Genomic DNA, 26,238 nt, shown 5'->3' with positions numbered 1-26,238 from the left:
GCTGATCTTTTATCAGCCTATTGATTATAAACTCATAAGCCATTGCAAGTGATACATAAACTGACACATGTACCATCAGCATTTAGCATATACATCTTCAAAAATTTCTAAAAAATTAAGGCTTAACCACTATGGTTGATATGACCAACAAACGTCTTTCGGTCGCACCCATGATTGATTGGACAACGACGGATTATCGTTATTTTGCTCGGCTTTTTAATCCGCATGTTTATTTGTACACCGAGATGATCAGTACGGGCGCGCTGATACATGGCAATCGTGCACGGCATTTACGCTTTGATACTTTTGAACATCCGCTGGTATTGCAACTTGGCGGCGCAGATATCACTGAGATGACGCAATGTGCAGAATTTGCTCAGCAGCATGGTTATGATGAGGTCAATATTAATGTGGGCTGCCCCTCTGATCGTGTACAGCACAATAAAATCGGTGCCTGCTTGATGGCGGAACCCAATACCGTTGCAGACTTGGTCAAGCATATGCAAGCGGCAGTCGATATTCCAGTCACGGTCAAGCATCGTATTGGCATTGATGACTTTGACAGTTATGAATTTATGGCAGATTTTGTACAAAAGGTAGCAGCAGGTGGTTGTACACGCTTTATCGTTCATGCGCGTACGGCGTGGCTACAAGGCTTGAGCCCAAAGCAAAATCGTGAGATACCGCCACTGCGGTATGACGATGTGTATCGTTTAAAGCAGGACTTTCCTACCCTTGATATTGAGATTAATGGTGGGATTGAAACCGTCGCTGATATTGAGGCGCATCTTGAGCACATCGATGGCGTTATGATTGGGCGCGCCTTTTATCATAACCCGTATTTGTTAGCCGAAGCCAATAGCTTGTGGGACACCTCTGTCCCGAAGCGTTCAGATATACTAGCTCAGCTGTATCCTTATTTAGAAGAGCAAATAGCTAAAGGTGAAGCACTTCCAACGATGACTCGGCACTATTTAGGGTTATTCCAAGGATTAGTGGGTGCTCGAAAATGGCGTCAAGCATTGAGCGGTAAGCCTCACTTGACCATCGATGATATCAAGCACGCAGCGACTGAGGTATTAGCCCTTAATCCTGATGCCTGATGCCTGATGCCTGATGCCTGATAAAACCCACTATTAAATGACAATGCATACGGCGTAAGTATTAATTATCAAATATTCACTGTTATTCTTTATGCTACTTGCGCCAAATATTGCCACATAGCCGCGCCGTTATTTATAATATGTAATAAAATGGGCAATATCAGCGAGCCTGATTTGATCCGCGCATAGCAAAATAGTAATGCCAGTACCACGATGGTACTAATCTCATAAATTCCATATTGTAAATGAATGACCGCAAATATCAAACTGGTCACCAGACTTGCTACGATTGCCCCGCGATATTCTGTATCAGGTGGCGAGGTAAACTGCTCTGCAATCGCCGACCACAATATGCCGCGAAATATGAGCTCTTCATAAATGGGCGCGACGATAACCATCGCAAAAATAAGTAGCCATACTGAGCTGACAGATTGGTATAAAGGATCTACAAACGCCAGCGGTGATTTATCAAGCACATACGTCAATGCCTGACTGCCAATCATAAATATCAACAGCAGCCCTATCATGCCCATACCGACCGCCAATGAAAACGGTCTTAATACCAAATACTGCTTTAAATTGCCGCCTCTCACGCGTATAACCAACGCACTGATTGCCACTAATAACACGCAGCCTATCATGATAGAAATACTGACAACCGTTCCATCATTGCTTCCAAAAAAGAAAATATCGCCGACCGTTGCGCTTTTGGCAGTTGGTAACACCAGTTTGCCAGCGATGTAAATCCCGATTAATTGACTGATAAAGAAAAAAACCACCATGCCTATGATAAGCAGTAAAGTGCCTAAGCGTGTAAATAAAGGCTGAGGATGTATGACAACTTTATTGGTTTCAGCGGCGCTCTTATTTGGCATTCGCATTGACATAATAGGTTTACTCGAAAAGATACTGAAGCATTGCTTAAAAACTGATCACAAAGACAATCGGTTTAGCGTAAGGAAGTTGATTAAAAATAAAGCCTGTTGTTATTTGGCAGATAACTGTTGTTCAATCAATGTTAATACCTGCTCTGATACAGACTCTGGATGCTCAAGTGGAAACATATGACCGCCCGCATGAGTAATATAAGGAATACGTAAGCGCGACTCTATTTGTTGCGGGAATCGACGTTTTAAAAAGATACTGTCCTCACCAATAATCAAGGTCACTGGCACTTTAGGGGCACGATTTGGGGTCAACCAATACCAAGAAGGGTTGGTGCGAAAGACGGCGACTTCACTGGCTTTTGGAATCGCCAAGGTAACTTTACCATCGGCACGCTCATGCAGACCATGCTCAATATAACCTTGAAAACTGCGCTCAGTAAAATTCTTAAAAAATCCTTTATGGCGCAGTTTGTCATACGCATCTTCTCGGCTATCCCATACGTCACGGCGATGCTTAGACACGCCAGCTGGCGATAGCTTATCCATCAAACGATTATTCATCCATGGCAATCGATCTGCTGTCTTGGCAAGATGCCATAGCAAGCTAACTTTGCCATAAATCCATGGCGGATCCATCAGAACGGCTTGCGAAAAGTACTCAGGTGCACGGTACAACGCTTGCAAGGTACACATGGCACCAAGCGAATGCCCGACGGCTACGACTTGCTTAACGCCATGTTTTTTACAGGTATCTTTGACGCTATCGACAATCTGCTGCGTGAGACTTCGCCATTGGTTATCGACCGGATAATCAGGCGTATCGCCTAACATGGAGATATATTCAATGGTAAAAAATTCAGCCAATTTCTCAAAAAATGGCTCATAGACAGGACTTGGCATTCCGTTGGCATGAGCAAAATGGATGACTGGTTTTTGGGTTATTTTCGATATCGGTAAGGACGCAAAAGACTGCAAATTGACTTCACTCATGACACATTCTCATTAGTTGTTATAACGGTTTGTATTGTATTTATGGTTTTAAATGCTAGATAGCGACACATAAATAAGGCTGAGCGTAATCATACGCTCAGCCTTAACAATCATACACGGTAACGCTAAAAATTAAAGTCTATTAACGCATCTGCGCGTTGCCTTCTTCTTGTGGCAAGAGATCAAGATTGATGCTTGAACCCACACCTGCGCCCAATTTGACGGCGAAGCGATCCATAAATAATTGGAACGGATCACTTGGCGTATAATTGACCACGTTATTTAATTTAAGCTGCTTCTCTAAACTTGAAATACTGCCTTTTTTGTCCGCCAAGCCAAGCTCGATAGATTGCTCACCTGTCCAAAACAGTCCCGAAAACAGCTTATTTTGTTCAGGATTTTTTAGACGATCGCCACGACCTTCTTTTACGGCATTGATAAAATGCTTATGAGTATTGTCTAGCACTTTTTCAACATGCTTTTCTTCATAATCCGTTAGGGGACGTGACAAACTCAAGATATCTTTATATTCACCTGCTGTAATGGTGCGATCTTCTACGCCGACCTTGTCCATCAAGCCTTTTACATTGTAGCTTGGCATAATGACGCCGATCGAACCGACTAGGCTTGATGGGTTGACATAAATCTCATCAGCCGCTGATGCTATATAATACGCGCCAGAAGCCCCCATATCACCAATCACTGCATAAAGCTTTTTATCTGGATATTCTTTACGCAAATCCATCATAGTCTGCCAGATTTCATCTGACTGCACAGGCGAGCCACCCGGTGAGTTGATGTCGAGCGCCACTGCCTTTGAGTTACTGTTTTTAAAGGCGCGTGTGAGCGCATCATTGACATCATAAGCGTTGGCCACATCACCACTGCTAATAGTTCCTTGAAGCTCAACCACTGCCAAATGCGGCTTACTGGTATCGATACCATCAAGACCAGTGGGTGCTTCAGTACTACAGCTACGCCCAATCGTCAAAAATATCAATAAAATATAGCCAAAGGTCAGTAGCTTAAAGAAAATACTCCAACGACGGGCACGGCGTTGCTCGACCACGCTTGCTAATAAAGTATTTTCAATCAGTCGCCATTCTTGCCCGCTCGGCTGGTTTGACTGCTGCATCGGTGCTGGCTGATTTGCCGAATTATCAGGACGTTTGTTAGGGTCTGGCGGCCAGTTGGGCATATAACTTCCTAAGTAGAAACAATGTAAAACGATAAAAGACAGATTATATAAACTTACGACAGAAAAATTCGAAATTCTTACTGTTTAAGCTTTCTGTATGAATAGGTGGTTCAGTATGGTGCCATTTTACTCGTGGTTCAATAGCATCTCTGTGAAATACGTGTATTTTATAAATGTGATATCACAAATAAAACACTATCACTAGATATTAGGACTTCCCAATAATATCTGCAACATTATCGATATTGGAACAATTCCTAATCACCCTCTTTGAATAGCGCATCAGAAGATAAAGCAACTTCTAACGGTTTATTATCATAGGTGATTATCTCATCTATTTGTTGCTGGGTGATTACCTCATTCGAGATATGTGAGTTACTGTGACCCAGCCATGTCGTATGATTCATGGCTATATTGTTATTGGTTAAATCAGCCGAGCATAGCAACGACCACATTTGCCAAGTTCGCTCATGCGTATCTGCATTCAAAATTAGCCGCGATTGCAACATATTTGCTTGGTTAGATAGTGGTTGGCTTTTTGACATGAGTGTTTGCGAGTTAGCAGGTAATGACTTGAGAGGCTCATTTGCTTGATACTTGAGCACTCGTATGGGCGTGCTGCTATCAATAGCCACGGTACAATCCCAAACACTGGCATCCTCTATCTTGCTCCAGCCTGTGATTGCTTGCAACGTTAAGTTGCCATTTGGCAGCTGCCATATTTTACCGGATTCGCAACGTTGGGCGCTGATAGTTGCCGTCTTTTGAGAGTCCGTAGTAACTTTATAAGCTTGATACAGCGCAGACCAACGCTCACTATGTCCTGCTTGCCAGTATTGGCTCACAGGCAATCTCTGACTGAGCTGAGCGACTATCATGGGTAAGAGCTCTGAATCATTAGGACTCACTGCGCTGCTCTTTTTATCATAAACGCGTGAATCAGTCACGCCACTACTACTGCTTTGTACGACGATGCCCTCTAGCTTATTGACAGATAAGCTGCCCAATTGCTGCGCTAACGTGGCAGATAATTTATCTGCCGTCAGATTGCTAGGCATGATCTTAATTTTAGTGTTACTGGGTCTATGATCTGCCAAAAACAGCCAGCTGGTATTTTTGGCATCTTTATCATTGACGACCGGATATTGTAATAAAGCGGCACTTATATAATGATCACCCGTTGGCAATATATATAGAGTGGGTGTCGTAGTCAGTGACTGCTGATTGGCATATACCGTCATTACCAAAAGACTGAGCGGTGGCAATACTAACCAACGACTGATCAGACCGCGAGGTAGCAACCAAGGTAACAGGGTTAATAATGCCATGAGCAAAATAGCGGCATTAACGGGCGTATAAAGCCACGCAACTGATAGCACAGGCATTGCCGTTAGCCATGCTATCAGTTCGTGTAGGTTACTGACAATCACAGTAACTAACATCCAAATAATATTGGCTACAGACGGCAATATAAGATAGCAAAGCCCAGCCAATAAATTAACCGGTACAATAATCCAACCAAATAAGCCAATAGCAAAGAGATTGACGATTAACCCCCATAATGAGGCTTTGCCAAAGAGTAACAACGTTACAGGTAATAGAGCGAGGAACAGCCAACACTGTAACTTAAATAAGCGCTTAAAACTTAGCCATAGACGTCTGAGTAATTTGTCATAGGAAGTAGAGGGTTGGTTTGATGTTAATAGCTGATTTTGTGAGGTGTCTTCATATTTAAGCAATAACGCCACGGCAATAAAGGACAGCCAATAACCTGCTTGCCATAATACATAAGGGTCATGCCATGCCATCAGTACTGCCAGAGCAAGTAATACGCGCATGGTACTGACGGGCAATAAAGTTAGTCTTGTCAGACCAATTGCCAGTAGCATCCATGCGGTACGTGCAGCGGGCACATCAAACCCTGTAAACAATGCATAAATAAATGCGGCGCTAATCATCACCCACCAACGTACATGCCAGCGCGGAATATAGCGATATAGAGCGGGATACAGACGATTAATCAATAGAATAACTATACCAGCCAGCACGATCGCTAAAAACAAAACATGCGTACCCGATATTGCTAATAAGTGTGAAATACCAGCCAACTGATATAGATCTTTGGTCTCACGATTAATTAAACTGCGATCACCGGTCAACAAGCTTAATGTGACTGCTTTTGCTTGTTGCTCTGCAGCAGTATTTGTAGCCCAATCTTTATAAAAGTGCTGGCGTAATTGCCAACGCCCTTGGTCAATAGCAGTACGCAACCGTGTTAAATAAGAATCAGAAGAGAGTAAATGCGAATTTGAATGTGACTGTGGGTGACTGGATGGCAAAATCGCGCTGCTAGTAGCCAGTATATTGGCAACGCCGTCAATATGCCGACTACGTAGCCAGCGATAACTATCAAACCCCGATGGGTTATTTGATACTTGCTCAGAAGTAGCAAGCGGTGCAAGCGTCAAGGTCATAAACAATCTATCACCCGGCTGCAGATGATTTAAGTCAGCAATCTGACTTTGTTTTTCTGTTTTCTTAGATTTTTTCTGAGAGTTAGTCTTAGATGACTGTTTGGCTGGCTTTTTTGGGTAAGCATTGAGTAGGACGCGGTATACCTTATCTTGAACAGCATTTTCAGCAAGTGTGTTTTGATGTGAAGATATGGCATTTGAAGATTCATACTTGATATCATCGCCGCTTAGGCTATTATTTAGCCCTGCTCCGTATTCTGCTGTCACTTTATCCAAGTCTTGCGCTGTCAGCTCAGAAACCAATGGCAATATTTGACTGATGATCGCCACTTGCCGATAGCCGGTATCGGTATCGGTACCAGCATCATACACACTATCGCTTATTCCCGCTATATGAACCAAAGCCTGCACACGCATTGGCTCAGTAATTTTTTGATCGTCTGCTTGTTGATGACTTACTAGTGCCTTCAAACCACTACCAATAACCAAAGTGCTTGCTAGTATAGCGATTGATATAAAATAGAGAATACGAGAAGCAAACCTAGAGTGATGTGGCGTACTTTTTACGGAATTGATAGGATTAACTGACGGGATAGTAAACTGGCTTATCAAAATTAAAATAAAGGTAAGAAGTATGAATGAAATAGTCAGAACAGGAGTGCTGGCGCTATCCATAAATAGCGGCATCATTGGTATAGGCGTGCTATCAGCAACCGCCAAAACACCCATCATAGCAAGGATGATAAAGCTACCTATTAACCAATACACCAGTGCTCCTTGCGTGATATTTGAAATAATATATAGCATCCACTAAAAAACTGTAATGCGCTTGCTATATTAACTTGGCGCTAAATACCGCTACATCAAGCCATGGTATTTATCCGGATATTATCCTATACTAATTGCACACACTAGGATGGTGATTGTCTAACGTTCTTTTTACGTTTTTCTGATAGAATTCTTATCTATACTTTTATCAATAACATGACTGCCTATCTGCCTATTATTATGATTGAGCGGGCTGCAGACAATGAGTAAAGGCAAATCTGTGCCAAAAAAACGTTTAAAAGACTTATTACCTACCCCTGAAAAAGTGTTAGAAAGTCGCACATTAAAACTGTTTGCGCCGCAACTTTCTGACCCACGATTGTGGCATTTTAATCGCCATAGCTTAAATAAGGCCGTCTATATCGGCGTGCTGAGTGCCTTTTTTCCATTGCCAGGACAGATGTTATTGGCATTGATTGGTGCGCTTATTTTCCGTGCCAATGTACCTATGGCACTAGGCTTAACATGGATTACCAATCCACTCACCACCTTACCGGTATTTTACGCTGGATACTATATCGGTGCCGAAATACTCGATCTGCCAATGATTAGTTTGCGCACGATTGGCAGGATGATCTCTGACTTAAGTTTATGGATCATCTCTGACGGCGCCAATCCCTTTATTACTTATAAAGGAACTGTGTCCTTAACTGCATTTTGCCTAGGTCTGACTATCTTAGCCATTATTACAAGCATCGTCTGCGGCTTAGCGTTTAAAGCCATTTGGCGCTATAAGACTGTCACGAGTTGGCAAAAAAGGCAGCTTAGCTCTTTAGATAAGCCGCCCGAACTTTAATAAATGCTATCAATCCTCATCTCTATTTGCTTCAATAGCATTAAGGATGTTGTCAGTGAGCTTATTATCCATCACAAAAACTTCAACCACTTCTTCATTTTTGAGCAATACATAACGCTTACCTGTCGCACTGTCTTGAACCTTTAAATCAAAATCAACACCTGCCAAAGTAATACGATCGAAAACGGGCGTCAGTAAATCTATTTGACCTTGTTTATCGAGCGTATCAAATAACGCGGTATCCATATAAAGCTTTAGTGGCTCATCGCCTTCTTCAATACTGCCAAAAGCAGCAATCGGGTCGTCATTTTTATCCATTCTATTTATCCTTACTCAATCAATAGACTGCTATCTTGCAATCCTTTTCTATTATATTTTAATAATTTTCCCAATGACCATTACGTAAAAGCAGCTGACGATCAGCAAGCGCCGCTAGATTTCGATCATGAGTGACCATCAATAGTGCCGTTTGCATCGTACTTTGCAGCTCTGATAATAATCCAAAAACGCTTTGTGCGTTATCATAATCTAGGTTACCTGTTGGCTCATCTGCCAAGATAAGCGACGGTTTGGTGACTAAAGCACGCGCAATCGCCACGCGCTGACGCTCACCACCCGACAACTCACCCGGTCTATGAGCCAAACGATGCTCAAGACCAACATTGTTTAAAATATCGATGGCTTGCTGACGCGCTTCAGCCGTCGATACTTCTGGGCGCATCAATAGTGGCATGGCAACGTTTTCAATGGCAGTAAATTCAGCCAATAGATGATGAAACTGATAAATAAATCCCAAATGCTTATTACGCATCGCACCGCGTTCGGTCTCATTCATACTGTTTAACAACTGACCATGCAACCAAACTTCACCGCTGGTTGGCGTATCGAGTCCGCCAAGCAGATGGAGCAAAGTACTCTTTCCTGAGCCACTGGTACCAACGATAGCGATACGCTCACCGGCGGTGACAGTCAAATCCAAACCGGTCAAGACTTGGGTGCTCACAGCGCCTTCATCGTATATCTTATTAATATTGGTCGCTTTTAAGATAGCAGACATAATGCTTCCTTTATTTTATTTATAACGGCATTAACGCCTGTAAATTACTCGTAACGCAGCGTTTGTGCAGGCTGAATTTTAGCCGCTCGGCGTGCTGGATAAATGGTCGCCAAAAAGCTCAATATAAATGACGCACTGGTAATCAATACCACATCCGCCAAACGCAGCTGCGATGGTAGATAGTTCACAAAATAGGCATCAAATAAATTTAGACCAAAGCTATTATTAATAAAGCCCAAGATATCACTGACCGTTAATGCAAATATCACGCCCAATATCGTACCTGCAATGGTACCAATAAAACCAATCACCACACCTTGTACCATAAAGACTTGGGTAATCAGACGCGGTGAGGCGCCAAAAGTTTTTAAGATAGCGATGTCAGCTTTTTTATCTGTGACTAGCATCACCAAACTTGAAACAATATTAAAAGCTGCCACGAGGATAATTAAGAACAGTAGCAAGCCAACCATGGCTTTTTCCATTTGGATAGCACCAAATAGATTGCCATGCGTCTGGGTCCAATCACTAGGATACAATTGCTCTGGCGCAATCGCAGCCGCTTTTTGTGCTGCCATTGGCGCTGTAAAGATATCATGAAGCTTCATACGGATACCTTGGGCGCCCTCTGGTAAACGCAGTAATTTTGCCGCATCGCCCATTGGAATAAATGCCATGAGACTGTCCACTTCTGGACTGATAGAAAATATACCAGTCAAGGTAAAGCGCTTAAAGCGTGGTATCACGCCAGCAGGTGACGGCGATGCTTCTGGCAGTACGAGAGTGACTTTGTCACCCAATTGCAACCCTAGTGATTGCACCATACCTTCACCAAGCACAATACCGAACTCGCCATTTTTTAGCGTATCAATATTGCCTTCTACCATATGCTCATTGATGATAGAAACGTTTTTCTCATACTCAGGATCAACACCTGTCACCATGATGCCAGCTACCTGACCATTCGAGGTCAACATACCTTGCAACTGGATAAAAGGCGCAACTGCAACCACTTCTGGATCTTCTTTAATCTTGTCCGCGACTTGTTTCCAATCACCGATAATCTCAGTTGATGTGACAGTCGCTTGCGGTACCATACCCAAAATACGCGTTTTTAGCTCACGATCGAAGCCATTCATGACCGACAGTACGGTAATCAATACCGCCACGCCAAGCGTCAGACCAATCATTGAAATCAGTGATATAAAAGAGATAAAACCATTACTACGTTCTGCTCGGGTGTACCGTAAGCCGATAAATAACGCTAAAGGACGAAACATATTCAAACTCTTTATCTTATCTACGTGCGACTTTATGTAGGTTACAAAACAAATAGCGGCAATTGCATCATACTTTTGCAGCTGCCACAAAAACATATCAATCGAACACAAAAACAGGGTGTAAGACAAGCCAAATGTGGCTGTCAAAAGGGAGCTAGTTTGACACAATTTGGCTAACAGGTGCCAGTCATTACCGAAAACTGTCCAGATTTTATAATAAAAAATGCGGTTTTATGATTATTTTTTATAACATACTTGCTATTCTCTGTGTCTATACCTATATATTGTATGCTAAGGACAATTGTCATTAACCCCTCATTGTTGTTTGTTGCCTCTTTACTGACGGCATTGCTGACCATCATAAACCCCTCTTTTAAAGTGGCACATGGTACTCAGCGATCACAGTTTCAGACCCAAACCTCATGGCTGACTTAAGTTTGAGTATTTTCATGACCATTAATTATCAATATAAAAACATCCAATCTCCTACCAAAATCACCTTAACTGATGAGCAATCAGCTGGTCACGGTGACCATTGGCGTATTCTGACTGATGACATGAGTCATGATGTACCTAAATGGTTACAACAGATGATTGAAAAAGCAGCGATGCCTAAAGGCCTTAATACCGATGTCAGTGCCAAAGACAGCTGTTTATTGCTATCTGAGAACCAGCCTTGTCATATCAATCAAGTACTGGCAATGAAGGATGGCAAGCCTGAATGCTTTATCAATGCCTACCCTTGTGTCGATAGCCCATATGGATTGAGCTGTAAAATCGAGCGTATGATTGTCAATGACAACTCACACGATGCCGTATTACGCTTACGTACCACTGATGGCAGTATCATCTATGCTTTTGATCAGCTATATACGGCCAACCGTCATTTATATCAACGTGATACCACCTATTTTGTGAATTTTAGCGCATGGGCACATGAGATCAAAATCAGTGAACAAAATGAAGTCATCAAAGTAGAAGACCAAGAAGCGATACGCTATCACCGTGCTTTTAATGATATCGTTGCGGCAAACGATGGAAAAATGCCGGATGACCTACAAGAACAAATCAAAGCATGGCAACCAGAAACCAAAGAACAAATGGCGCCGGTCGAGATCAATCTGGGTCATATGTGTGCTTATTTGTTTGGCGATACGTTAGGTCAAGAAGATGAAGCGTGGTGTCAAGGTCAAGTACTTGGTAAGCAAGAAACCTTATTTAATGGTAAAACGATTATTCTGTTTGATGTGGTGGTACTGCGCGAACAAGATGCTGATCCTTTTGTAATGCGTATTGGTGCGCTAAAAACACCTGATACTGCCTCTATTAACGTTCATGATTACGTACAAGCAAACGTATGGCTACAAGCGGCTATTTATAAAGAAAATCAGCAAGTAGCACAATCGAAAGCCAGCTAGTCAGATTTAGATTATTTTAGACAAATAAAAAGCCCCTAATTGATTTTAGGGGCTTTTTATTTGTCTAAATACGATTAAATTAATAACGACTCTAAGCCATTGTAGTCATTGACTTAATATTGCTATAAAGCGCTTTTTGCTCAGCACTTGGACGAGCCGTCTGTACTGCCATCAATTGTGACATATCGCCTTCGACACGAATCTTGCCACCCATAAAGGCGCCCATGATTTCATTGGTATCGAAATCAGTGATGATGGATTGTAGGATACTACGATCAAGCAATAACGTGGTGGTCGCTCCATCGTTTAAGCCGCGATGTAATAGACCATTTGCAAAGTTGGCTTCGATGTCTTGATCGCTATCAGATACTTTTAGATTGACGATCATATTCGCAAGTGCGGGCGGCAAATTAAGCTCACCCGCTTCTTGACCCATTTGCTCAACTTGCTCAAACCATTCATCTGTCAAAAAAACTGCCATATTATTATCCTTAATACCTATTGTTGTTAATCGGTGCTAGGTCAGCACCTTTCGTGCTCCAACCTAACAGTCAGTTAAATATCAAAAAACTTACTACTACAAGGTGACTATTTTATATAATAAGCACTTTATTATGAATGCTGCTCAGTGGCATTATAAGATGCGACTTTACAATAAGTAAAACTTATTTGTAGAACAAATAATAAAATTGTTACAAAACCTTGTTCATAGTTTGTCCGTACAAACTTGTGAATACTATCTTTTTTCATCTATAGAATAGTCATGAAATTGGGTATAAAATAAGTGGATAGCATAGCAGTGATAAGTTGCTTGCTAAGATTTTACTAAAGAGTTTGTATTTTGGCGCATAGTTCTGATGATATTTGATTAGGTTTGCGTTACAATACCCTTAAACAGAGTCGGGAGTTTTAACTAAACATTACGTAAATATGTTTTTTTGTCAGCTATCGCTAGCATACATTGACGGTCGATACCTTCTTATCACCGGTTGAACATCAGTATCTATCTTGGTTTGTACGGCTTTTAGCAGTGACAATTAAGATAAATACTCAGCCTCAATAGATGTTTGATGCTCGAGAACGGCACATTTTCTTATTAAACCTGACAATATATTAACAATCCTACTATCAATCAGCTTCGCGGGCAGTCCGCTTTAGTACTGCTCTCTACCCATCAGCAATCACTGATATCTAGGCCATGCTTAGCTTGATAGTTAATACCGTCAGCCTGATAAGACGAGTGAAAACAGCCTTTACCAAAGCCATTGTTTGGTTATGATCTTTATCATGATCTAGATGACATGACATGGCATGTTAGTTAATTCTGTTGATAATTCGGGCTGTAAAGGAATCATCCAATGAGTTTACAAAACACAGCACTCGCCCCCATTGACCGTGAATATGAAATTACTATCGTAAGATTCTTTACGGTTATGGCCGTGGTATGGGGCATCGTCGGCATGAGTATTGGTGTGTTCATTGCTTCTCAGTTAGCATGGCCAGCACTCAATTTTGACATTCCATGGCTGACTTTTAGTCGTTTAAGACCACTGCACACCAATGCGGTTATTTTTGCGTTCGGTGGCTCAGCCTTGTTCGCAACGTCTTATTACATCGTTCAGCGTACTTGTAAGACAAGATTATTTGCGCCTTACTTAGCTTGGTTTACCTTTTGGGGTTGGCAGACGGTTATCGTAGCGGCTGTTATCACCTTACCATTAGGTTTAACCTCAACTAAAGAATACGCTGAGCTTGAGTGGCCGATTGATATCCTTATCGCATTGGTATGGATTTCATATGCTATTGTCTTCTTCGGTACACTAATTAAGCGTAAAACGTCACATATCTATGTGGCTAACTGGTTCTTTGCTGCCTTTATTATTACGATTGCGCTACTGCATATTGTAAATAGCATGGCGATTCCTGTTAGTGCATTTAAGTCTTACTCGCTATTTGGCGGTGCAACCGATGCCATGGTGCAGTGGTGGTACGGGCATAATGCGGTAGGCTTCTATCTGACGGCTGCTTTCTTAGGCATGATGTATTATTTCGTGCCAGTACAGATTGGTCGCCCTATTTATTCTTACCGTTTGTCTATCGTTCACTTTTGGGCATTGATTGCTTCATACATGTGGGCTGGTGGTCACCATTTGCATTATTCAGCGCTTCCAGATTGGACGCAGTCATTAGCAATGGTATTCTCTATTATTCTATTTGCTCCATCTTGGGGTGGTATGATTAACGGTGTACTAACGCTTTCAGGTAGTTGGGATAAGCTGCGTACCGATCCGATCATTCGCTTTATGATTGTCGCTTTGTCATTCTATGCCATGTCGACGTTTGAAGGTCCAATGATGTCTATTAAGACCGTCAATGCGCTATCGCATAATACGGATTGGACAGTTGGTCACGTACACTCAGGTGCGCTTGGCTGGGTTGGTATGATTACCATTGGTTCGCTATATGTACTGTTACCACGTATTTATAACAAGCCAAAAATGTATTCTATCAGCTTGATCACAACGCATTTCTGGCTAGCAACAGCAGGTACCATCTTCTATATCGTATCTATGTGGATTTCAGGTATTGGCCAAGGCATGATGTGGCTTGCGACTAACCCTGATGGTACTTTGGTATACAGCTTTGTTGATACCGTTGAGTTCTCGCATTTCCCATATATTGGTCGTGCGTTTGGTGGTCTTCTGTATGTATCTGGTATGTTTGTGATGGCATATAATGTCTATAGAACAATCAAGATGCCAGAAGGTAAGCCAGTAGACATTGCTGATCCGACTGATCATGAACCTAGTGTCGATCAAATCTCGACAGCTAAAGTATAAGGAGCGATCATGGCTGGTACACCGCATGAAATTATTGAAAAAAATACAGGCTTGTTGGTCATCGGTATCGTTATCGCTATTAGCTTTGCAACGCTCGTTGAGATTGTACCGCTGATATACGATTATAGAGGTGCTGAAGAAGGTGGTGTGAACACTCCTCTCCCTTCTATGGAGCCTTGGACTGCGCTTGAATTTGAAGGTCGTGACATCTACATTCGTGAAGGTTGTCATGTCTGCCATACCCAAATGGTACGTCCATTACGTGCTGAAGTTGAGCGTTATGGACCATACTCACGTGCTGCCGAATCAACGTGGGATCACCCTTTTCTTTGGGGCTCAAAACGTACTGGTCCTGATTTAGCACGTGTGGGCGGACGTTATTCTGAAGATTGGCAAAGACAACATCTGATTGACCCACGTTCATTAGTGCCTGAATCAGTCATGCCCGGTTTCCCATGGCTTGCGACCAATGAAGTGAATGGTTCTAATGTTCAAGCCAAAATGCGTCTCTTCCGTGATCGCTTCGGTGTGCCTTATACTGAAGAAGATATTGAAGGCGCTCCAGATGCTGTGCTTGGTGCTACTGAGCTTGATGCTTTGGTTGCCTACCTGCAGCAGTTAGGTACCGCAATGGAAGGACAGCGCTAATGGGTATTGGTGAATTACAAACAATTGCGACCGTTTCTGCCTTTATTGCCTTCGTAGGTGTTGCATGGTGGGCGTATTCGCCAAAAAACAAAAAACGCTTCGAAGAAGATGCACAACTTGCGCTTGATGACGAGGATATCAAATCTCTGTCTGACGAGCAGCGCGATAAGGATAAATGATGACATTCTTTTGGAGTTCTTGGATAACTATACTAAGTATCATGTGCTGGGCGTTTATCCTCGGTATTTTACTAATGGTCTTAAAATTCAAACCAGAAGTAGAAGACGATGGTACCACAGGGCATGAATACGACGGTATTCGAGAATATGATAAAGCGCTGCCTAAATGGTGGCTAGTGATATTTTTTGGATCAATCATTTGGGGTGTTGCTTACTGGGTGTTCTTTCCAGGTATTTTCCCCTCAAAATGGGAAGGCATCACAACCGTAGAAGTCGATGGCAAAACTTTGCCATGGACTTCTAAAAACGAGCTTTACAGTGAGCTTGAGAGTAACAACAAAGTATTTACGGATAACTTTGAGAAAAATATTTTGGCAAAAGCAGATGCCAGCGGTGCTACTAAGACCCTAGCCAGCTTGTCTGAGATGCAAGCGACTATGCGTCGCAGTGAAAAGCCGCCTGCAGATCTGCAAGCTCAAATTGATGAGAAAATTGCAGAACTGTCACCTTATGTAGAAAAGCTATCTGAAAACCCGAATGCGTTGAAAGTCGGTAGTCGCTTGTTCTTACAGAACTGTGCGGTCTGTCATGGCTCAAACGCCAAAGGTGCTACAGGTTATCCAAATCTAACCGATAATGATTGGTTATATGGCGGCGAAGCGTCAAACATCTTAACGACGTTACATAATGGGCGCGTCGGCGGTATGGCTGCATGGCGTGATCAACTTGGTGAAGATGGTATTCGTGCTGTTTCTGAATATGTGTTGTCACTATCTGGTAACCAACCAGGTTACGAGCTTGATAAAGCCCAAGTTGCTCAAGGTGAAGCTATCTTTAAAGAACCTACCAACTGTGTGCTTTGTCATGGTCCAGAGGGTAAAGGTATGATTTCAGCGGGTGCGCCAAACTTAACAGATAATATCTGGTTATATGGTGGCGATCGCGAGACTATTCGAGAAACATTACGTTATGGTCGTGCAGGTGTGATGCCTGAGTGGGAAACCAAGCTAGGTAATGAACGTATTATGTTGCTTGCGGCCTACGTATATTCATTATCAGATAGAACTGTTCAACCTGCTGCTAAGGCAACTTCTGTTGCTGCTGCAATGCCAAAACAAGTGGTAAGTACAGAGAAGACGGTTAACTAATACGGTTAATTTTAACTATAGTTACTTGGTTAGCAGCTATCTCATTGACGAGTAGATTTAGATAAAGGGAGGTCTGTCATTACAGTCCTCTCTTTTTTATTAAAAATATTTAAGCTTTGTCATCAATCATGGCTTTTAGCAGTACTACTATTTGTAGCGTAATAGCCCTCATATAGATATTGCTTTTTAACACTCTCACCCCATTTATAGTAGGGAGAATGTTAGAATAGTTAGACCATAAGACATTGGTGACAGAGCCATTTCAGCTTTTTTGCCAATTATTGATCATCCCTCATTTGGTAGACGAATTAAAGGTATTTTAATTTTTATCTTTCTACTTACTGACATTGATAACTCCGCACATCCAACTATCTTATTTTTATAATAGATGTTTGTTACCCATGCCAGCAGACTGATTCTTTTTTTAAAGAGGCACGTTTATGTCAGCACCACAATCTAATAAAATCCCTGTACAGCAAGTAGATCTTGATGCCACCAAGCATCGTGTCCATCCACGATTTGTGACTGGTTTCTATCAAAACATTCGTGTTATTACGATGTATGCACTTTTAGCCGCGTTTTTGCTGTTGCCGTGGTTGCGCTATAACGGAAGACAAGCTATTTGGTTTGATGTGCCATCGCAGCATTATTATATTTTTGGCATGACATTTTTGACGCAGGATTTTTATTTTATTGCAGCCTTTGCTATCATTGCAGCCTTCGCCTTATTTATGGTAACAGTCTATGCAGGGCGAGTTTGGTGTGGCTATGCTTGTCCCCAGACCATTTGGACGCATTTATTTCAATATGTAGAAAAATGGGTGATTGGCGATCGTAACAAACGCATTAAGTTTGATAAAGAACCAATGAGCGCAACTAAGGTGTTTAAACGCTTCTTGATATATTTTATCTGGTTTGTGTTTTCCATGATTACCGCCACGACCTTTGTAAGTTATGTATCGGGTACAGATGCTCTATACAATAGCTGGCAGATGATTGGTTTTATCCCCTTCCCTGATTGGGCGACGTGGATTTGGGTATCAGTATTTATCTTTGCGTTTTCGACCTACGTCAATGCAGGTTATATGCGCGAGCAGATGTGTATCCAAATCTGCCCTTATGGTCGTTTTCAAAGTGTGATGTTTGATAAAGATACGTTAATCGTTTCTTATGATTATGAGCGCGGCGAGCCTCGCGGTGCTCGCAAAAAAGGCACCAACCCTGAGAATTTAGGCGACTGTATCGAGTGTCAGATGTGTGTACAAGTCTGCCCTACTGGGATTGATATTCGTGATGGATTACAAGTAGCTTGTATTCAGTGCGCCGCCTGTGTGGATGCTTGTAATGAGATAATGGATAAAGTGGGCTATCCACGCGGACTTATCCGTTATACCACAGAGCGTCAATTGGCTGAAAAAGAGAAAAGCCGTGTCTTTCGCCCTCGTTTCTTCGCTTACTTAGCACTTCTCACGATACTTTGTGGCGGTGTTTTATACGCTTTGAATGACCGTGTGCCATTAGAGATTGATATACGGCGTGACCGCAATCAGTTGTCTTCATTGAATCAGCAAGGCATGATTGAAAACAGTTATATCGTTAAGTTGACCAATAAAACCCAAGATGCCCATACTTATAAAATAACGCTCGCACCGCAAGAGGGTTTGAGCTTGGAGATTCGCTTTAACGATGTACCGTTAGATGCCGGTGAAAGCTTTGATATGCCAGTTAGTATCTATGGCGACCCTGATGTGATTGAATTTGGTCAAACACCCGTGACTTTGAATGTCAGTAGTGAAGACGGCAAATATCATGTTAGTAAGCAGAATGTTTTTACCACTCAAGGTCAGTAAATATTAACATTCATTGTTAAATGATACCTACCAGTGAGTTAGCGCTTGATAGCTCACTGGTGATTGAGTTACCTTACCTTGGCAGCTTTTGGCTGTCAGCCTTATCCGTTGATACGGTTACTAGATATCTGATTAATAGGTATGTTATGTCCAGTCCAGCCCCAAATTTTAAGCATCAAGACAGCCAGCCATGGTATAAAAACTATATGGTGGTTATCTTTGTCATTGGTATGCCAGCTTTTGTCGTCATTGCTTGCATCTGGTTTGTTTATTACTCTTATCAGATTCGTGATAGCGTGGTACGCGACGACTGGTATATGGATGGTAAAACCCTTTATCATGATGTGTCGCGTGACAAGTTGACCTATGATTTAGACTTGCATGGACAAATGCAATTTGCAGATAATGGCGATGTTGTGTTTTATCTGAATTATCCTGAGCAAAGTTTGCAGTCGGGTAAACTGATTAATGGCAGTCCACTTAGCTATCCTGAAACACTGGATCTGTCTATATCTCATGCCACTGACATTAAAAAAGACCGTGATGCGGTGTTAAAGCATCTAGAAGGCAATAAATATAGCGCCCAAGTAGATATCGATCCTCTTAAAGCAAAATATTATTTACAAGTAAGTCATAAAGGTAAAGACGATTGGCGCATGCAAGATGTTGCCAAGTTACCACGATCAGAGGTTAGCTTTGATCCTCTACCAGTATTTGGCGAAAGCTAAACTGTTCAAAGTATGATTAAAATAAAAAACCAGCCATGAACCTATCATGAGCTGGTTTTTTTATTTGAAGAGCGTAAACGGTATTAGATCATTAAATTATTAAGTCATCAAATCACTGGATTAATCGTTGGAATTTTTTTCGGCGCACGGCTGCCCTTTTCTGCATTAGCAAAGTCTGGATTGAATATCTGCGTTTCTGGTGATACTGGCAAACCAATCTCAGCCAGACTCTCTATTTGCCCCGCTTGGATATTGTCACCTTCAAACAAACGCTCGTTATCATCACGATCCAGACTTAATGTTTCAAAATCAAACAGCTCTCTATCTGCCAATTGCGAGGGCGCAACATTTTGCATCGCTTTAAAAATAGACGCTAGACGCTGAGGGTGAGCATCGTCCCATTCTCGTAGCATGTCATTAATAATGGCCCGTTGCAGATTGGTCTGGCTGCCACAGAGATTACACGGAATAATCGGGAATTCTTTTAGGCTCGCATATTCAATGATGTCTTTTTCTTCCACATAAGCCAGTGGACGGATGAGCATGTTTTGCTTGTCGTCACTGAGTAATTTGGGCGGCATCGATTTCAACGCGCCACCATGAAATAAGTTCAAAAAGAAAGTCGCCAACATATCATCGCGATGGTGCCCAAGCGCAATCTTGGTCGCACCGATTTGTTTGGCGAAACCATACAGTGAGCCACGACGCAGACGTGAACACGCTGAGCAATAGGTTTTCCCTTCTGGCACCACGCTTTTGACAATACTATAAGTATCTTTTTCCAGAATATAATGAGCGATGCCCTGCTCGTTTAGATAGGCGGGCAACACCTCTTCTGGATAGCCGGGCTGCTTTTGGTCAAGATTGACGGCAACGATATCAAAATGAATCGGGGCGATACGTTTTAATAGCAGCAAGATATCGAGCAACGTATAGCTGTCTTTACCGCCTGATACGCAGACCATCACCACATCGCCATCTTCAATCATATTAAAGTCGCGAATCGCCCATGATACTTGTCGACGAAGCTTCTTTTGCAATTTCCGAAAGTGAGCCGACTCGGTCAGTGATTGCGTATCAGCCAATATGTTATCTGCTTGCTCATCCATAAAATCATCATTTCTGTCATCGACATCATCATATAACATCTGTTCGATATCAGTTATTTTATCATGATGATTCACATCAGTATCGATAGAAGCCTTGTCAAACTGAGGCGTGATTGATGGTGTAAATAAGGTTGCTGCAGTCATAAGTTACTCAATATCTTGACAAGAATGGCGTTACTTCAAAAGAGATAATCAATCGATTTATTCAAAAGGCTACAATAAAAGCTATCTGCGTATGGCTAACAATGATGCTTCATAAGGCAACGCTTCAAACATGATTTAAAACAGCAGCGATTATAACAAAATTTGCTAACAGATTGAAAAGATGACATTAAATTATCGTCTTAAATGTGACTGCTTATCTAAGGCAGCTAATGATTGATTTGCTAAACTTTATCCTATTACTTGCATGATGTTTTAATGCTGCTTTCAAGGTTCTGTAATGGTAGAATTTTTGCTAAAATAGGCGTTTTTCGCTAACCAATAATAGATGCCATTATGACAAATACTGCTCTGCCAACCTCTTTTGCTGATCAAGAAAACGATACCCAATTAAATGAGCTGCATAAAAGCCAAAATGCGGTCGTACTGCTATCAGGTGGGCTTGATTCAGTGACTTGTTTATATTGGGCAAAGGCCCGTTATGCGTCAGTAACCGCAGTCAGCTTTGATTATGGTCAACGTCATAATAGTGAGCTGGTCGCTGCCAAAGCAATCGCTGAAACTGCAGGCGTTAATCACAGAATTATTGATATCGATATTGCCCAACTGGGTGGCTCATCACTAACGGATCACAGTATGATTGTGCCTGATGGTGATACGGATAAGTTCCCAGACAAAAAGCGTGATGAGATTGATAACGACGCGATTCCAAACACTTATGTGCCAGCGCGCAATACCATCTTCTTATCTTATGCCTTGGCAGTCGCCGAAGTCACTGATTCAAACCATATCGTCATTGGTGTCAGTTCAGTCGATTATTCAGGATATCCTGATTGCCGTCCTGAGTATATTGCCGCTTTCCAACATATGGCAAATCTTGCTACCAAAGCGGGTGTTACCGGTCATCATTTATCGATTCAAACCCCGCTACAACAATTATCGAAAGCCAAAACCATCGAGCTGGGTCTGTCGCTAGGGGTTGATTACGGACAAACAATTTCTTGTTATCAAGCAGATGCCAATGGTCTTGCCTGCGGCGTTTGTGATAGCTGCGCGCTGCGTCGTCAAGGGTTCGCTCAGGCAGGCGTTGCCGACCCTACCCATTATCAGTAATGATTTTAGAAGTTTCGCCTTAGAACATGAATAAACGGTCTTAAAATAGAGGCAATTAAACATTGGCGAAACATTCGCTTGCATTAACACAGCACGCTGCCGTTGTATTTTAAATACAATCATTGCTATGGTATGAGCCACTTTATCTACCACAAGATATAAATGCTCATCAAAGTAGCAACGTTTTATTAGAAGTAATATTTTATCATTTGTACAGAATCTAATTCATTTATAAAAAATTCAAGTTATCGCAGTCACCTGTAAAAGGATATTTATGAAATTTTTGCCAGTATTACCCCTAGCTCTTGCTGCACTATTTGCCATGCCACAAGCGAACGCTGTTGATATTAAGCAGAATAATATCAATACTTGCGTCAACGGCGCGGTCAAATATAAAGTCGCTGACAAGAGCACCGCAACCAAGCTTTGTGATTGCACGATCGGTGTCCGTAGCAATATGACCATTGGTCAGATGTGGGAGATTGAGAGCTATGCGCAAAGTAAAAAAGACCCATCAAGCCTCTCGTATGTGAAAAAAATGCAAAAAGATTTGCAACAATGTACCGTTGGTTTGGACTTAAAGCAGCCACAAAAACCTGCTTAATCCTCAAATTTTTAGATATATAAAAGACTGGTCATTGCCAGTCTTTTTTGTTGCTCATCCATAAGTGATGTGTAAAATCGAGGATTTATTTCTATGAATCTGCCTATAATGGGATGACCAATAATAATATAACCGCAATCAAAATAAATAAGGATTTTATGATGGCAAAGCCAACCACAGAAACCATTACTCTACCTGATTTTCCAGTCACTATCGTACGTGAGCTAGATGGTCATTTCATTCATGATGATATTAGCCTAAAAGAGCTGGTCGCCAACACCAGCAAAGGACTTATCCTTTATTTTTACCCAAAAGACAATACACCTGGCTGTACCACACAAGCAACTGAGTTTACCGCCCATCTTAACGAATTTGATAATTTAGGTTACGACATTATTGGCGTCTCACGTGATAGCGTTGAATCACATGAAAACTTTATTAGCAAATATAATCTACATATTCCACTTATCAGTGATGCCGATGAAAAACTCTGCCACTATTTTGATGTGATTAAAGAAAAGAACATGTATGGCAATATTACTCTAGGTCTTGTACGTTCGGCGTTTGTCTTTGATAAAAATGGTACGCTCACTCATGCACAGCGTAACCTTAAAGCAAAGGATTATACTGAGCGTTTATTAACTACGCTTGCGCCTTAGTCTTTTAATTGAGCTTACGATAAACCTTAAAACTATTTTTATTTGAGAATACTATGAATAAACAGCCTGATACCGCCTCTGATTCTTCTGCTCCCTTTGATCATAGCACTCATCAAAACGTGACTCGCAAGGTATCTGTTGCGGTCATTGGTGCTGGGACTGCCGGACAAAACGCTTTTCGCCAAGCAAAAAAGTTCTTAGAAGATGTCATTATTATCAATGATGGCTTTTGGACAACGACTTGTATTGCGGTAGGTTGCATGCCAAGTAAGCTACTCATTGCAGCCGCTGACCGCGCTCATGATACCAATCATTCTGCTGAGTTTGGCGTACATGCCACTGCTCGTATAGATGGCAAACAGGTGATGGAACGGGTGCGCGCTGAGCGTGATCATTTTGCCAGCTACATCGAAAAACAAGTCGATAGCTGGCCTGAGGATAGTAAGATAGCGGGACGGGCTTATATTAATAAGCAAGGCTTGATTGAGGTCAATGATCAATTGATCAAAGCAGATAAAATCATTGTCGCCACTGGCAGCTCGACCTTTATTCCAGATGGCTGGGAAGATAAGCTTGGTGATACTATGCTGACCTCAGATGCTGTCTTTGAGTTAGCCGACTTGCCAAAATCTATGGCTGTGATTGGCGCAGGTGCTATAGGTTTAGAACTTGCCCAAGCTTTCACGCGATTGGGTGTCAGGGTAACGGTATTTAATCGCGCCAAACGCGTGGCTGGTCTAAAAGACGAAGACATCAATAACAAAGCTATTGATTGCTTAAGTCGTGAGCTGACCATGCACTTGGGCAGCAAAATTACTGATGTCGGTCAAAAATCAGATGAAAATAGCGATAAAAGCATAAATAAAAACAGCACTGTTGCCTTTATTGATTATGAAGACAGCGCTGGCGAAGTGCAACAATGGCAAGGTGATTACGTACTAGTCGCGACTGGTCGACGTAATAATATAGAGGCATTGGGTGTTGAAAACCTAGGCGTTGAACTTGATGAAAAAAATCGCCCACAACAGCTGGACAAAAAAACTGGTAAAATCGGTGATTTAGACGTTTATATCGTTGGTGATGCCAATGCTAATATTCCCTTGCTGCATGTAGCAAGCGATGAAGGTTTTAGCGCCGGCAGTATGGTCTGTGACAATAAAAAAGACGCTTATATTCGTCCGCCTGCCACGCCATTTTCCATCGTATTTAGCTCACCACAAATCGTCAATGTTGGTATGTCTTTACCGGAAATCCAAGAAGATTCAACACTTGAGCATGTGATTGGGAAAGTCAGCTTCGACAATCAAGGTCGTAGCCGCGTCATGGGTGTTAACTGTGGTCTATTGCATATTTATGGCTGCAAAAAAACAGACAGAATCTTGGGTGCAAGTATGGTCGGTCCGGATGCAGAATACATCGGGCATATCTTAGCAATGGCAATTACTAATGACTTGAGTATTAAAGACATGCTTGATACGCCTTTTTACCATCCTACTATCCTAGAAGGCTTGCGTACCGCCTTGCGTGATGTTCAGGATTTGATGGAAATACCGTATCAGTCGCTTGATATTCATCAAAATAATTCTTAATCAACTGTTAAATGCTCTGTTTTAAAGGTAATGGAGTAGACCTACTAGCGCTGACTTCAGAAGATCTAAACTTGATTTGTCGTCAGGACGTAAGCTACTTTATATGGTTAAAGCAGTATTTGGTAAAAGCGGTTTTATTTATAATGATACGGTTAAAATCCTATTAGTACAGAGTAATATTTTTTAGAACCACACCTTTCATGGATAAGATAATGGCAATCGCTAGTATTACTGAATTTTTTCAAGAGATTGCTCGTGACCTACATACCAGCCTTTTTCTTGCGATTGGTGGCTCTATCGAGGAAGGCACCTTAGATTGGTCGTCTAAATCAGTAGAACTGGTGAGCACTGGCATCAAAATTCTAATACTGCTTGCGATATCGGGGTTTATGTATTGGCTTGCTATTTATGTACTCAAAAAAAGCAAAACCCGCATTCGTCTGAATGAGCGCCGCGCTAAAATTGCCCGCTCAATCTTGCGTTATGTATGGGCTGTGACCAGTGTCATTGCTATTATGAGTCAGCTGAATTTTGAGCCCGATACCATTAAAGCCACTGCCAAAGCCAGTACATGGGCAGGGATATATTACGTGCTATGGACATCATCTGGACAAATTGTACATAAAATTCTACAACACTACGGTTTAAACGCTTCTATTGAGCAGCTGCTTAAAAATATCTTATCCGTACTATTACTGGTATTAGGGCTTGCCAGCGTCATGGCACAGTTTGGCTTTGATATCGTCTCTTTAGTAGCAGGTCTAGGTATTGCTGGTTTGGCGGTCGGCTTTGCCGCGCAGTCAACGCTTGCCAATTTTATCGCAGGTATTACCATTTTGCTTGAGCAATCCTTTCAAGTTGGTGACTGGGTCAATATCAATGACAATGAAGGGCGTGTGGTGGTGATTGCCTTACGTACGACCCATGTCTTAACTCGTGATAATATTACAGTCATCATACCCAATTCGAATGTGGCCTCCTCCGTCGTTACCAACCTGACCTCCAAAAACTTTATACGCTTTGATATTCAGATGCGTATTGCTTTTGAAGATGATATTGATAAAGCACGTGATGAGATTTTGCAGGTACTGTCTGATAGTGAGGCGGTCCTCAACCGACCTGAGTCTTCTGCGACCGTGGCAGAGATTGGCGAGTATGGCGTATATTTTATTGTACGCTTTTGGGTCAAACCAGCGGCAGTTGCTCGTATGCCCAAAATCAAAGAAGATTTACGAGAGAATATTAAACGCGCTTTTGATGCCGCTGATATCTCGACCCCTTATCCTCATATGCGCCTACTTATGCCAAGAGAAGACGTCTATCCGATTGTGACTAAGCCCAAGCCATTGGCAACGACCGCGCAAACTGTTTCAGAGTCATTAGCGCTGAACAAAGACCAGCATTAATATCCTTGCAACTTATTTAGCATTTATATGCCATAAAAAGTTCTTTCAGATAGACATCTTTTAATCATCGCTTTCTTAAACATCAGCGCTTTAAACCATCCGCTATAGAATTATGGTAAAATTAGCGGTTAAACATCTTATTTTATGATGTGCACTATTTATCAATTTAGCC

The 26,238-nt window shown here is 41.9% G+C and carries 23 protein-coding genes; 14 read left to right on the top strand and 9 right to left on the bottom strand.

Annotation, left to right across the window (positions count from 1 at the left end):
- Positions 1-131 precede the first annotated feature (131 nt).
- A complete protein-coding gene (dusA, locus tag FQ082_RS08785) occupies positions 132-1,103 on the top strand; it encodes a tRNA dihydrouridine(20/20a) synthase DusA (RefSeq protein WP_149492810.1) in 972 nt (323 codons plus the stop codon).
- Between the two features lie 89 nt (positions 1,104-1,192).
- Here dusA and FQ082_RS08780 read toward each other — a convergent pair whose 3' ends face one another.
- The 4 genes from FQ082_RS08780 to FQ082_RS08765 all read right to left on the bottom strand — a co-directional run bounded on the left by FQ082_RS08780 (position 1,193) and on the right by FQ082_RS08765 (position 7,420).
- Complete coding sequence (locus FQ082_RS08780; protein WP_262498195.1) at positions 1,193-1,978, bottom strand: CPBP family intramembrane glutamic endopeptidase; 786 nt, start codon at positions 1,976-1,978, stop codon at positions 1,193-1,195.
- 111 nt (positions 1,979-2,089) lie between these two features.
- Entirely contained in the window at positions 2,090-2,980 is an 891-nt protein-coding gene (locus FQ082_RS08775; protein ID WP_149492808.1) for an alpha/beta fold hydrolase, read from the bottom strand.
- Positions 2,981-3,122: 142 nt separating this feature from the next.
- Entirely contained in the window at positions 3,123-4,178 is a 1,056-nt protein-coding gene (sppA, locus tag FQ082_RS08770) for a signal peptide peptidase SppA (RefSeq protein ID WP_133105308.1), read from the bottom strand.
- 257 nt (positions 4,179-4,435) lie between these two features.
- On the bottom strand, positions 4,436-7,420 hold the full coding sequence (locus FQ082_RS08765) for a ComEC/Rec2 family competence protein (RefSeq protein ID WP_262498191.1): 2,985 nt from the start codon (positions 7,418-7,420) through the stop codon (positions 4,436-4,438).
- Between the two features lie 262 nt (positions 7,421-7,682).
- Here FQ082_RS08765 and FQ082_RS08760 point away from each other — a divergent pair, with 262 nt between their 5' ends.
- Positions 7,683-8,276, top strand: coding sequence for a DUF2062 domain-containing protein (locus tag FQ082_RS08760; RefSeq protein ID WP_011513137.1), 594 nt, complete (start codon positions 7,683-7,685; stop codon positions 8,274-8,276).
- A gap of 9 nt (positions 8,277-8,285) precedes the next feature.
- Here FQ082_RS08760 and FQ082_RS08755 read toward each other — a convergent pair whose 3' ends face one another.
- Genes FQ082_RS08755 through FQ082_RS08745 form a run of 3 tightly spaced genes read right to left on the bottom strand, consistent with a single transcriptional unit; the run spans position 8,286 to position 10,613 of the window.
- A complete protein-coding gene (locus tag FQ082_RS08755) occupies positions 8,286-8,594 on the bottom strand; it encodes a hypothetical protein (RefSeq protein ID WP_149492806.1) in 309 nt (102 codons plus the stop codon).
- A 58-nt stretch (positions 8,595-8,652) separates the two neighbouring features.
- Positions 8,653-9,333, bottom strand: coding sequence for a lipoprotein-releasing ABC transporter ATP-binding protein LolD (gene lolD / locus FQ082_RS08750; RefSeq protein ID WP_149492805.1), 681 nt, complete (start codon positions 9,331-9,333; stop codon positions 8,653-8,655).
- Positions 9,334-9,377: 44 nt separating this feature from the next.
- A complete protein-coding gene (locus FQ082_RS08745; protein ID WP_011513134.1) occupies positions 9,378-10,613 on the bottom strand; it encodes a lipoprotein-releasing ABC transporter permease subunit in 1,236 nt (411 codons plus the stop codon).
- Positions 10,614-11,062: 449 nt separating this feature from the next.
- On the opposite strand from FQ082_RS08745, the gene FQ082_RS08740 reads away from it, so the two are divergent.
- Positions 11,063-12,031, top strand: coding sequence for a hypothetical protein (locus FQ082_RS08740; RefSeq protein ID WP_149492804.1), 969 nt, complete (start codon positions 11,063-11,065; stop codon positions 12,029-12,031).
- A 91-nt stretch (positions 12,032-12,122) separates the two neighbouring features.
- Here FQ082_RS08740 and FQ082_RS08735 read toward each other — a convergent pair whose 3' ends face one another.
- Positions 12,123-12,512 carry a hypothetical protein gene (locus FQ082_RS08735; protein WP_011513132.1) on the bottom strand — a complete coding sequence of 130 codons (390 nt, stop codon included), beginning with the start codon at positions 12,510-12,512 and terminating at the stop codon, positions 12,123-12,125.
- 877 nt (positions 12,513-13,389) lie between these two features.
- Between FQ082_RS08735 and ccoN the strand changes: the two genes are divergently transcribed.
- The 6 genes from ccoN to FQ082_RS08705 all read left to right on the top strand — a co-directional run bounded on the left by ccoN (position 13,390) and on the right by FQ082_RS08705 (position 19,424).
- Positions 13,390-14,871, top strand: a complete 1,482-nt coding sequence (ccoN, locus tag FQ082_RS08730; RefSeq protein ID WP_011513131.1) for a cytochrome-c oxidase, cbb3-type subunit I — start codon at positions 13,390-13,392, stop codon at positions 14,869-14,871.
- 9 nt (positions 14,872-14,880) lie between these two features.
- Entirely contained in the window at positions 14,881-15,519 is a 639-nt protein-coding gene (gene ccoO, locus FQ082_RS08725) for a cytochrome-c oxidase, cbb3-type subunit II (protein ID WP_011513130.1), read from the top strand.
- Positions 15,519-15,698 (top strand): CcoQ/FixQ family Cbb3-type cytochrome c oxidase assembly chaperone, encoded by a 180-nt coding sequence (locus FQ082_RS08720; RefSeq protein ID WP_011513129.1) that lies wholly within the window; start codon positions 15,519-15,521, stop codon positions 15,696-15,698. The genes ccoO and FQ082_RS08720 overlap by 1 nt, the downstream gene beginning before the upstream one ends.
- Positions 15,698-16,846, top strand: a complete 1,149-nt coding sequence (gene ccoP, locus FQ082_RS08715) for a cytochrome-c oxidase, cbb3-type subunit III (RefSeq protein ID WP_011513128.1) — start codon at positions 15,698-15,700, stop codon at positions 16,844-16,846. The genes FQ082_RS08720 and ccoP overlap by 1 nt, the downstream gene beginning before the upstream one ends.
- Before the next feature lie 440 nt (positions 16,847-17,286).
- A complete protein-coding gene (ccoG, locus tag FQ082_RS08710) occupies positions 17,287-18,696 on the top strand; it encodes a cytochrome c oxidase accessory protein CcoG (protein WP_149492803.1) in 1,410 nt (469 codons plus the stop codon).
- A 146-nt stretch (positions 18,697-18,842) separates the two neighbouring features.
- Positions 18,843-19,424, top strand: coding sequence for a FixH family protein (locus tag FQ082_RS08705; protein ID WP_011513126.1), 582 nt, complete (start codon positions 18,843-18,845; stop codon positions 19,422-19,424).
- Positions 19,425-19,531: 107 nt separating this feature from the next.
- Here the strand turns inward: FQ082_RS08705 and ttcA are convergent, their stop codons facing one another.
- The gene (gene ttcA, locus FQ082_RS08700; protein ID WP_149492802.1) at positions 19,532-20,677 is read right to left on the bottom strand and encodes a tRNA 2-thiocytidine(32) synthetase TtcA; all 1,146 of its coding nucleotides are present in this window, start codon (positions 20,675-20,677) and stop codon (positions 19,532-19,534) included.
- A gap of 417 nt (positions 20,678-21,094) precedes the next feature.
- Here ttcA and queC point away from each other — a divergent pair, with 417 nt between their 5' ends.
- The 5 genes from queC to FQ082_RS08675 all read left to right on the top strand — a co-directional run bounded on the left by queC (position 21,095) and on the right by FQ082_RS08675 (position 26,066).
- Positions 21,095-21,808, top strand: coding sequence for a 7-cyano-7-deazaguanine synthase QueC (gene queC, locus FQ082_RS08695; RefSeq protein ID WP_201551548.1), 714 nt, complete (start codon positions 21,095-21,097; stop codon positions 21,806-21,808).
- Between the two features lie 274 nt (positions 21,809-22,082).
- Positions 22,083-22,412 carry a hypothetical protein gene (locus FQ082_RS08690; RefSeq protein ID WP_011513123.1) on the top strand — a complete coding sequence of 110 codons (330 nt, stop codon included), beginning with the start codon at positions 22,083-22,085 and terminating at the stop codon, positions 22,410-22,412.
- Between the two features lie 161 nt (positions 22,413-22,573).
- A complete protein-coding gene (locus FQ082_RS08685; RefSeq protein WP_188018934.1) occupies positions 22,574-23,071 on the top strand; it encodes a peroxiredoxin in 498 nt (165 codons plus the stop codon).
- Between the two features lie 53 nt (positions 23,072-23,124).
- Complete coding sequence (locus FQ082_RS08680) at positions 23,125-24,660, top strand: dihydrolipoyl dehydrogenase (protein ID WP_149492799.1); 1,536 nt, start codon at positions 23,125-23,127, stop codon at positions 24,658-24,660.
- 212 nt (positions 24,661-24,872) lie between these two features.
- Positions 24,873-26,066: a mechanosensitive ion channel family protein gene (locus FQ082_RS08675; protein ID WP_262498190.1), complete on the top strand. Its 1,194-nt coding sequence runs from the start codon at positions 24,873-24,875 to the stop codon at positions 26,064-26,066.
- Positions 26,067-26,238: the final 172 nt, after the last annotated feature.

The sequence above is a fragment of the Psychrobacter sp. ANT_H56B genome (assembly GCF_008369245.1).
GTDB lineage: Bacteria > Pseudomonadota > Gammaproteobacteria > Pseudomonadales > Moraxellaceae > Psychrobacter > Psychrobacter cryohalolentis.
This window is presented reverse-complemented; position numbering and strand designations above follow the sequence as displayed.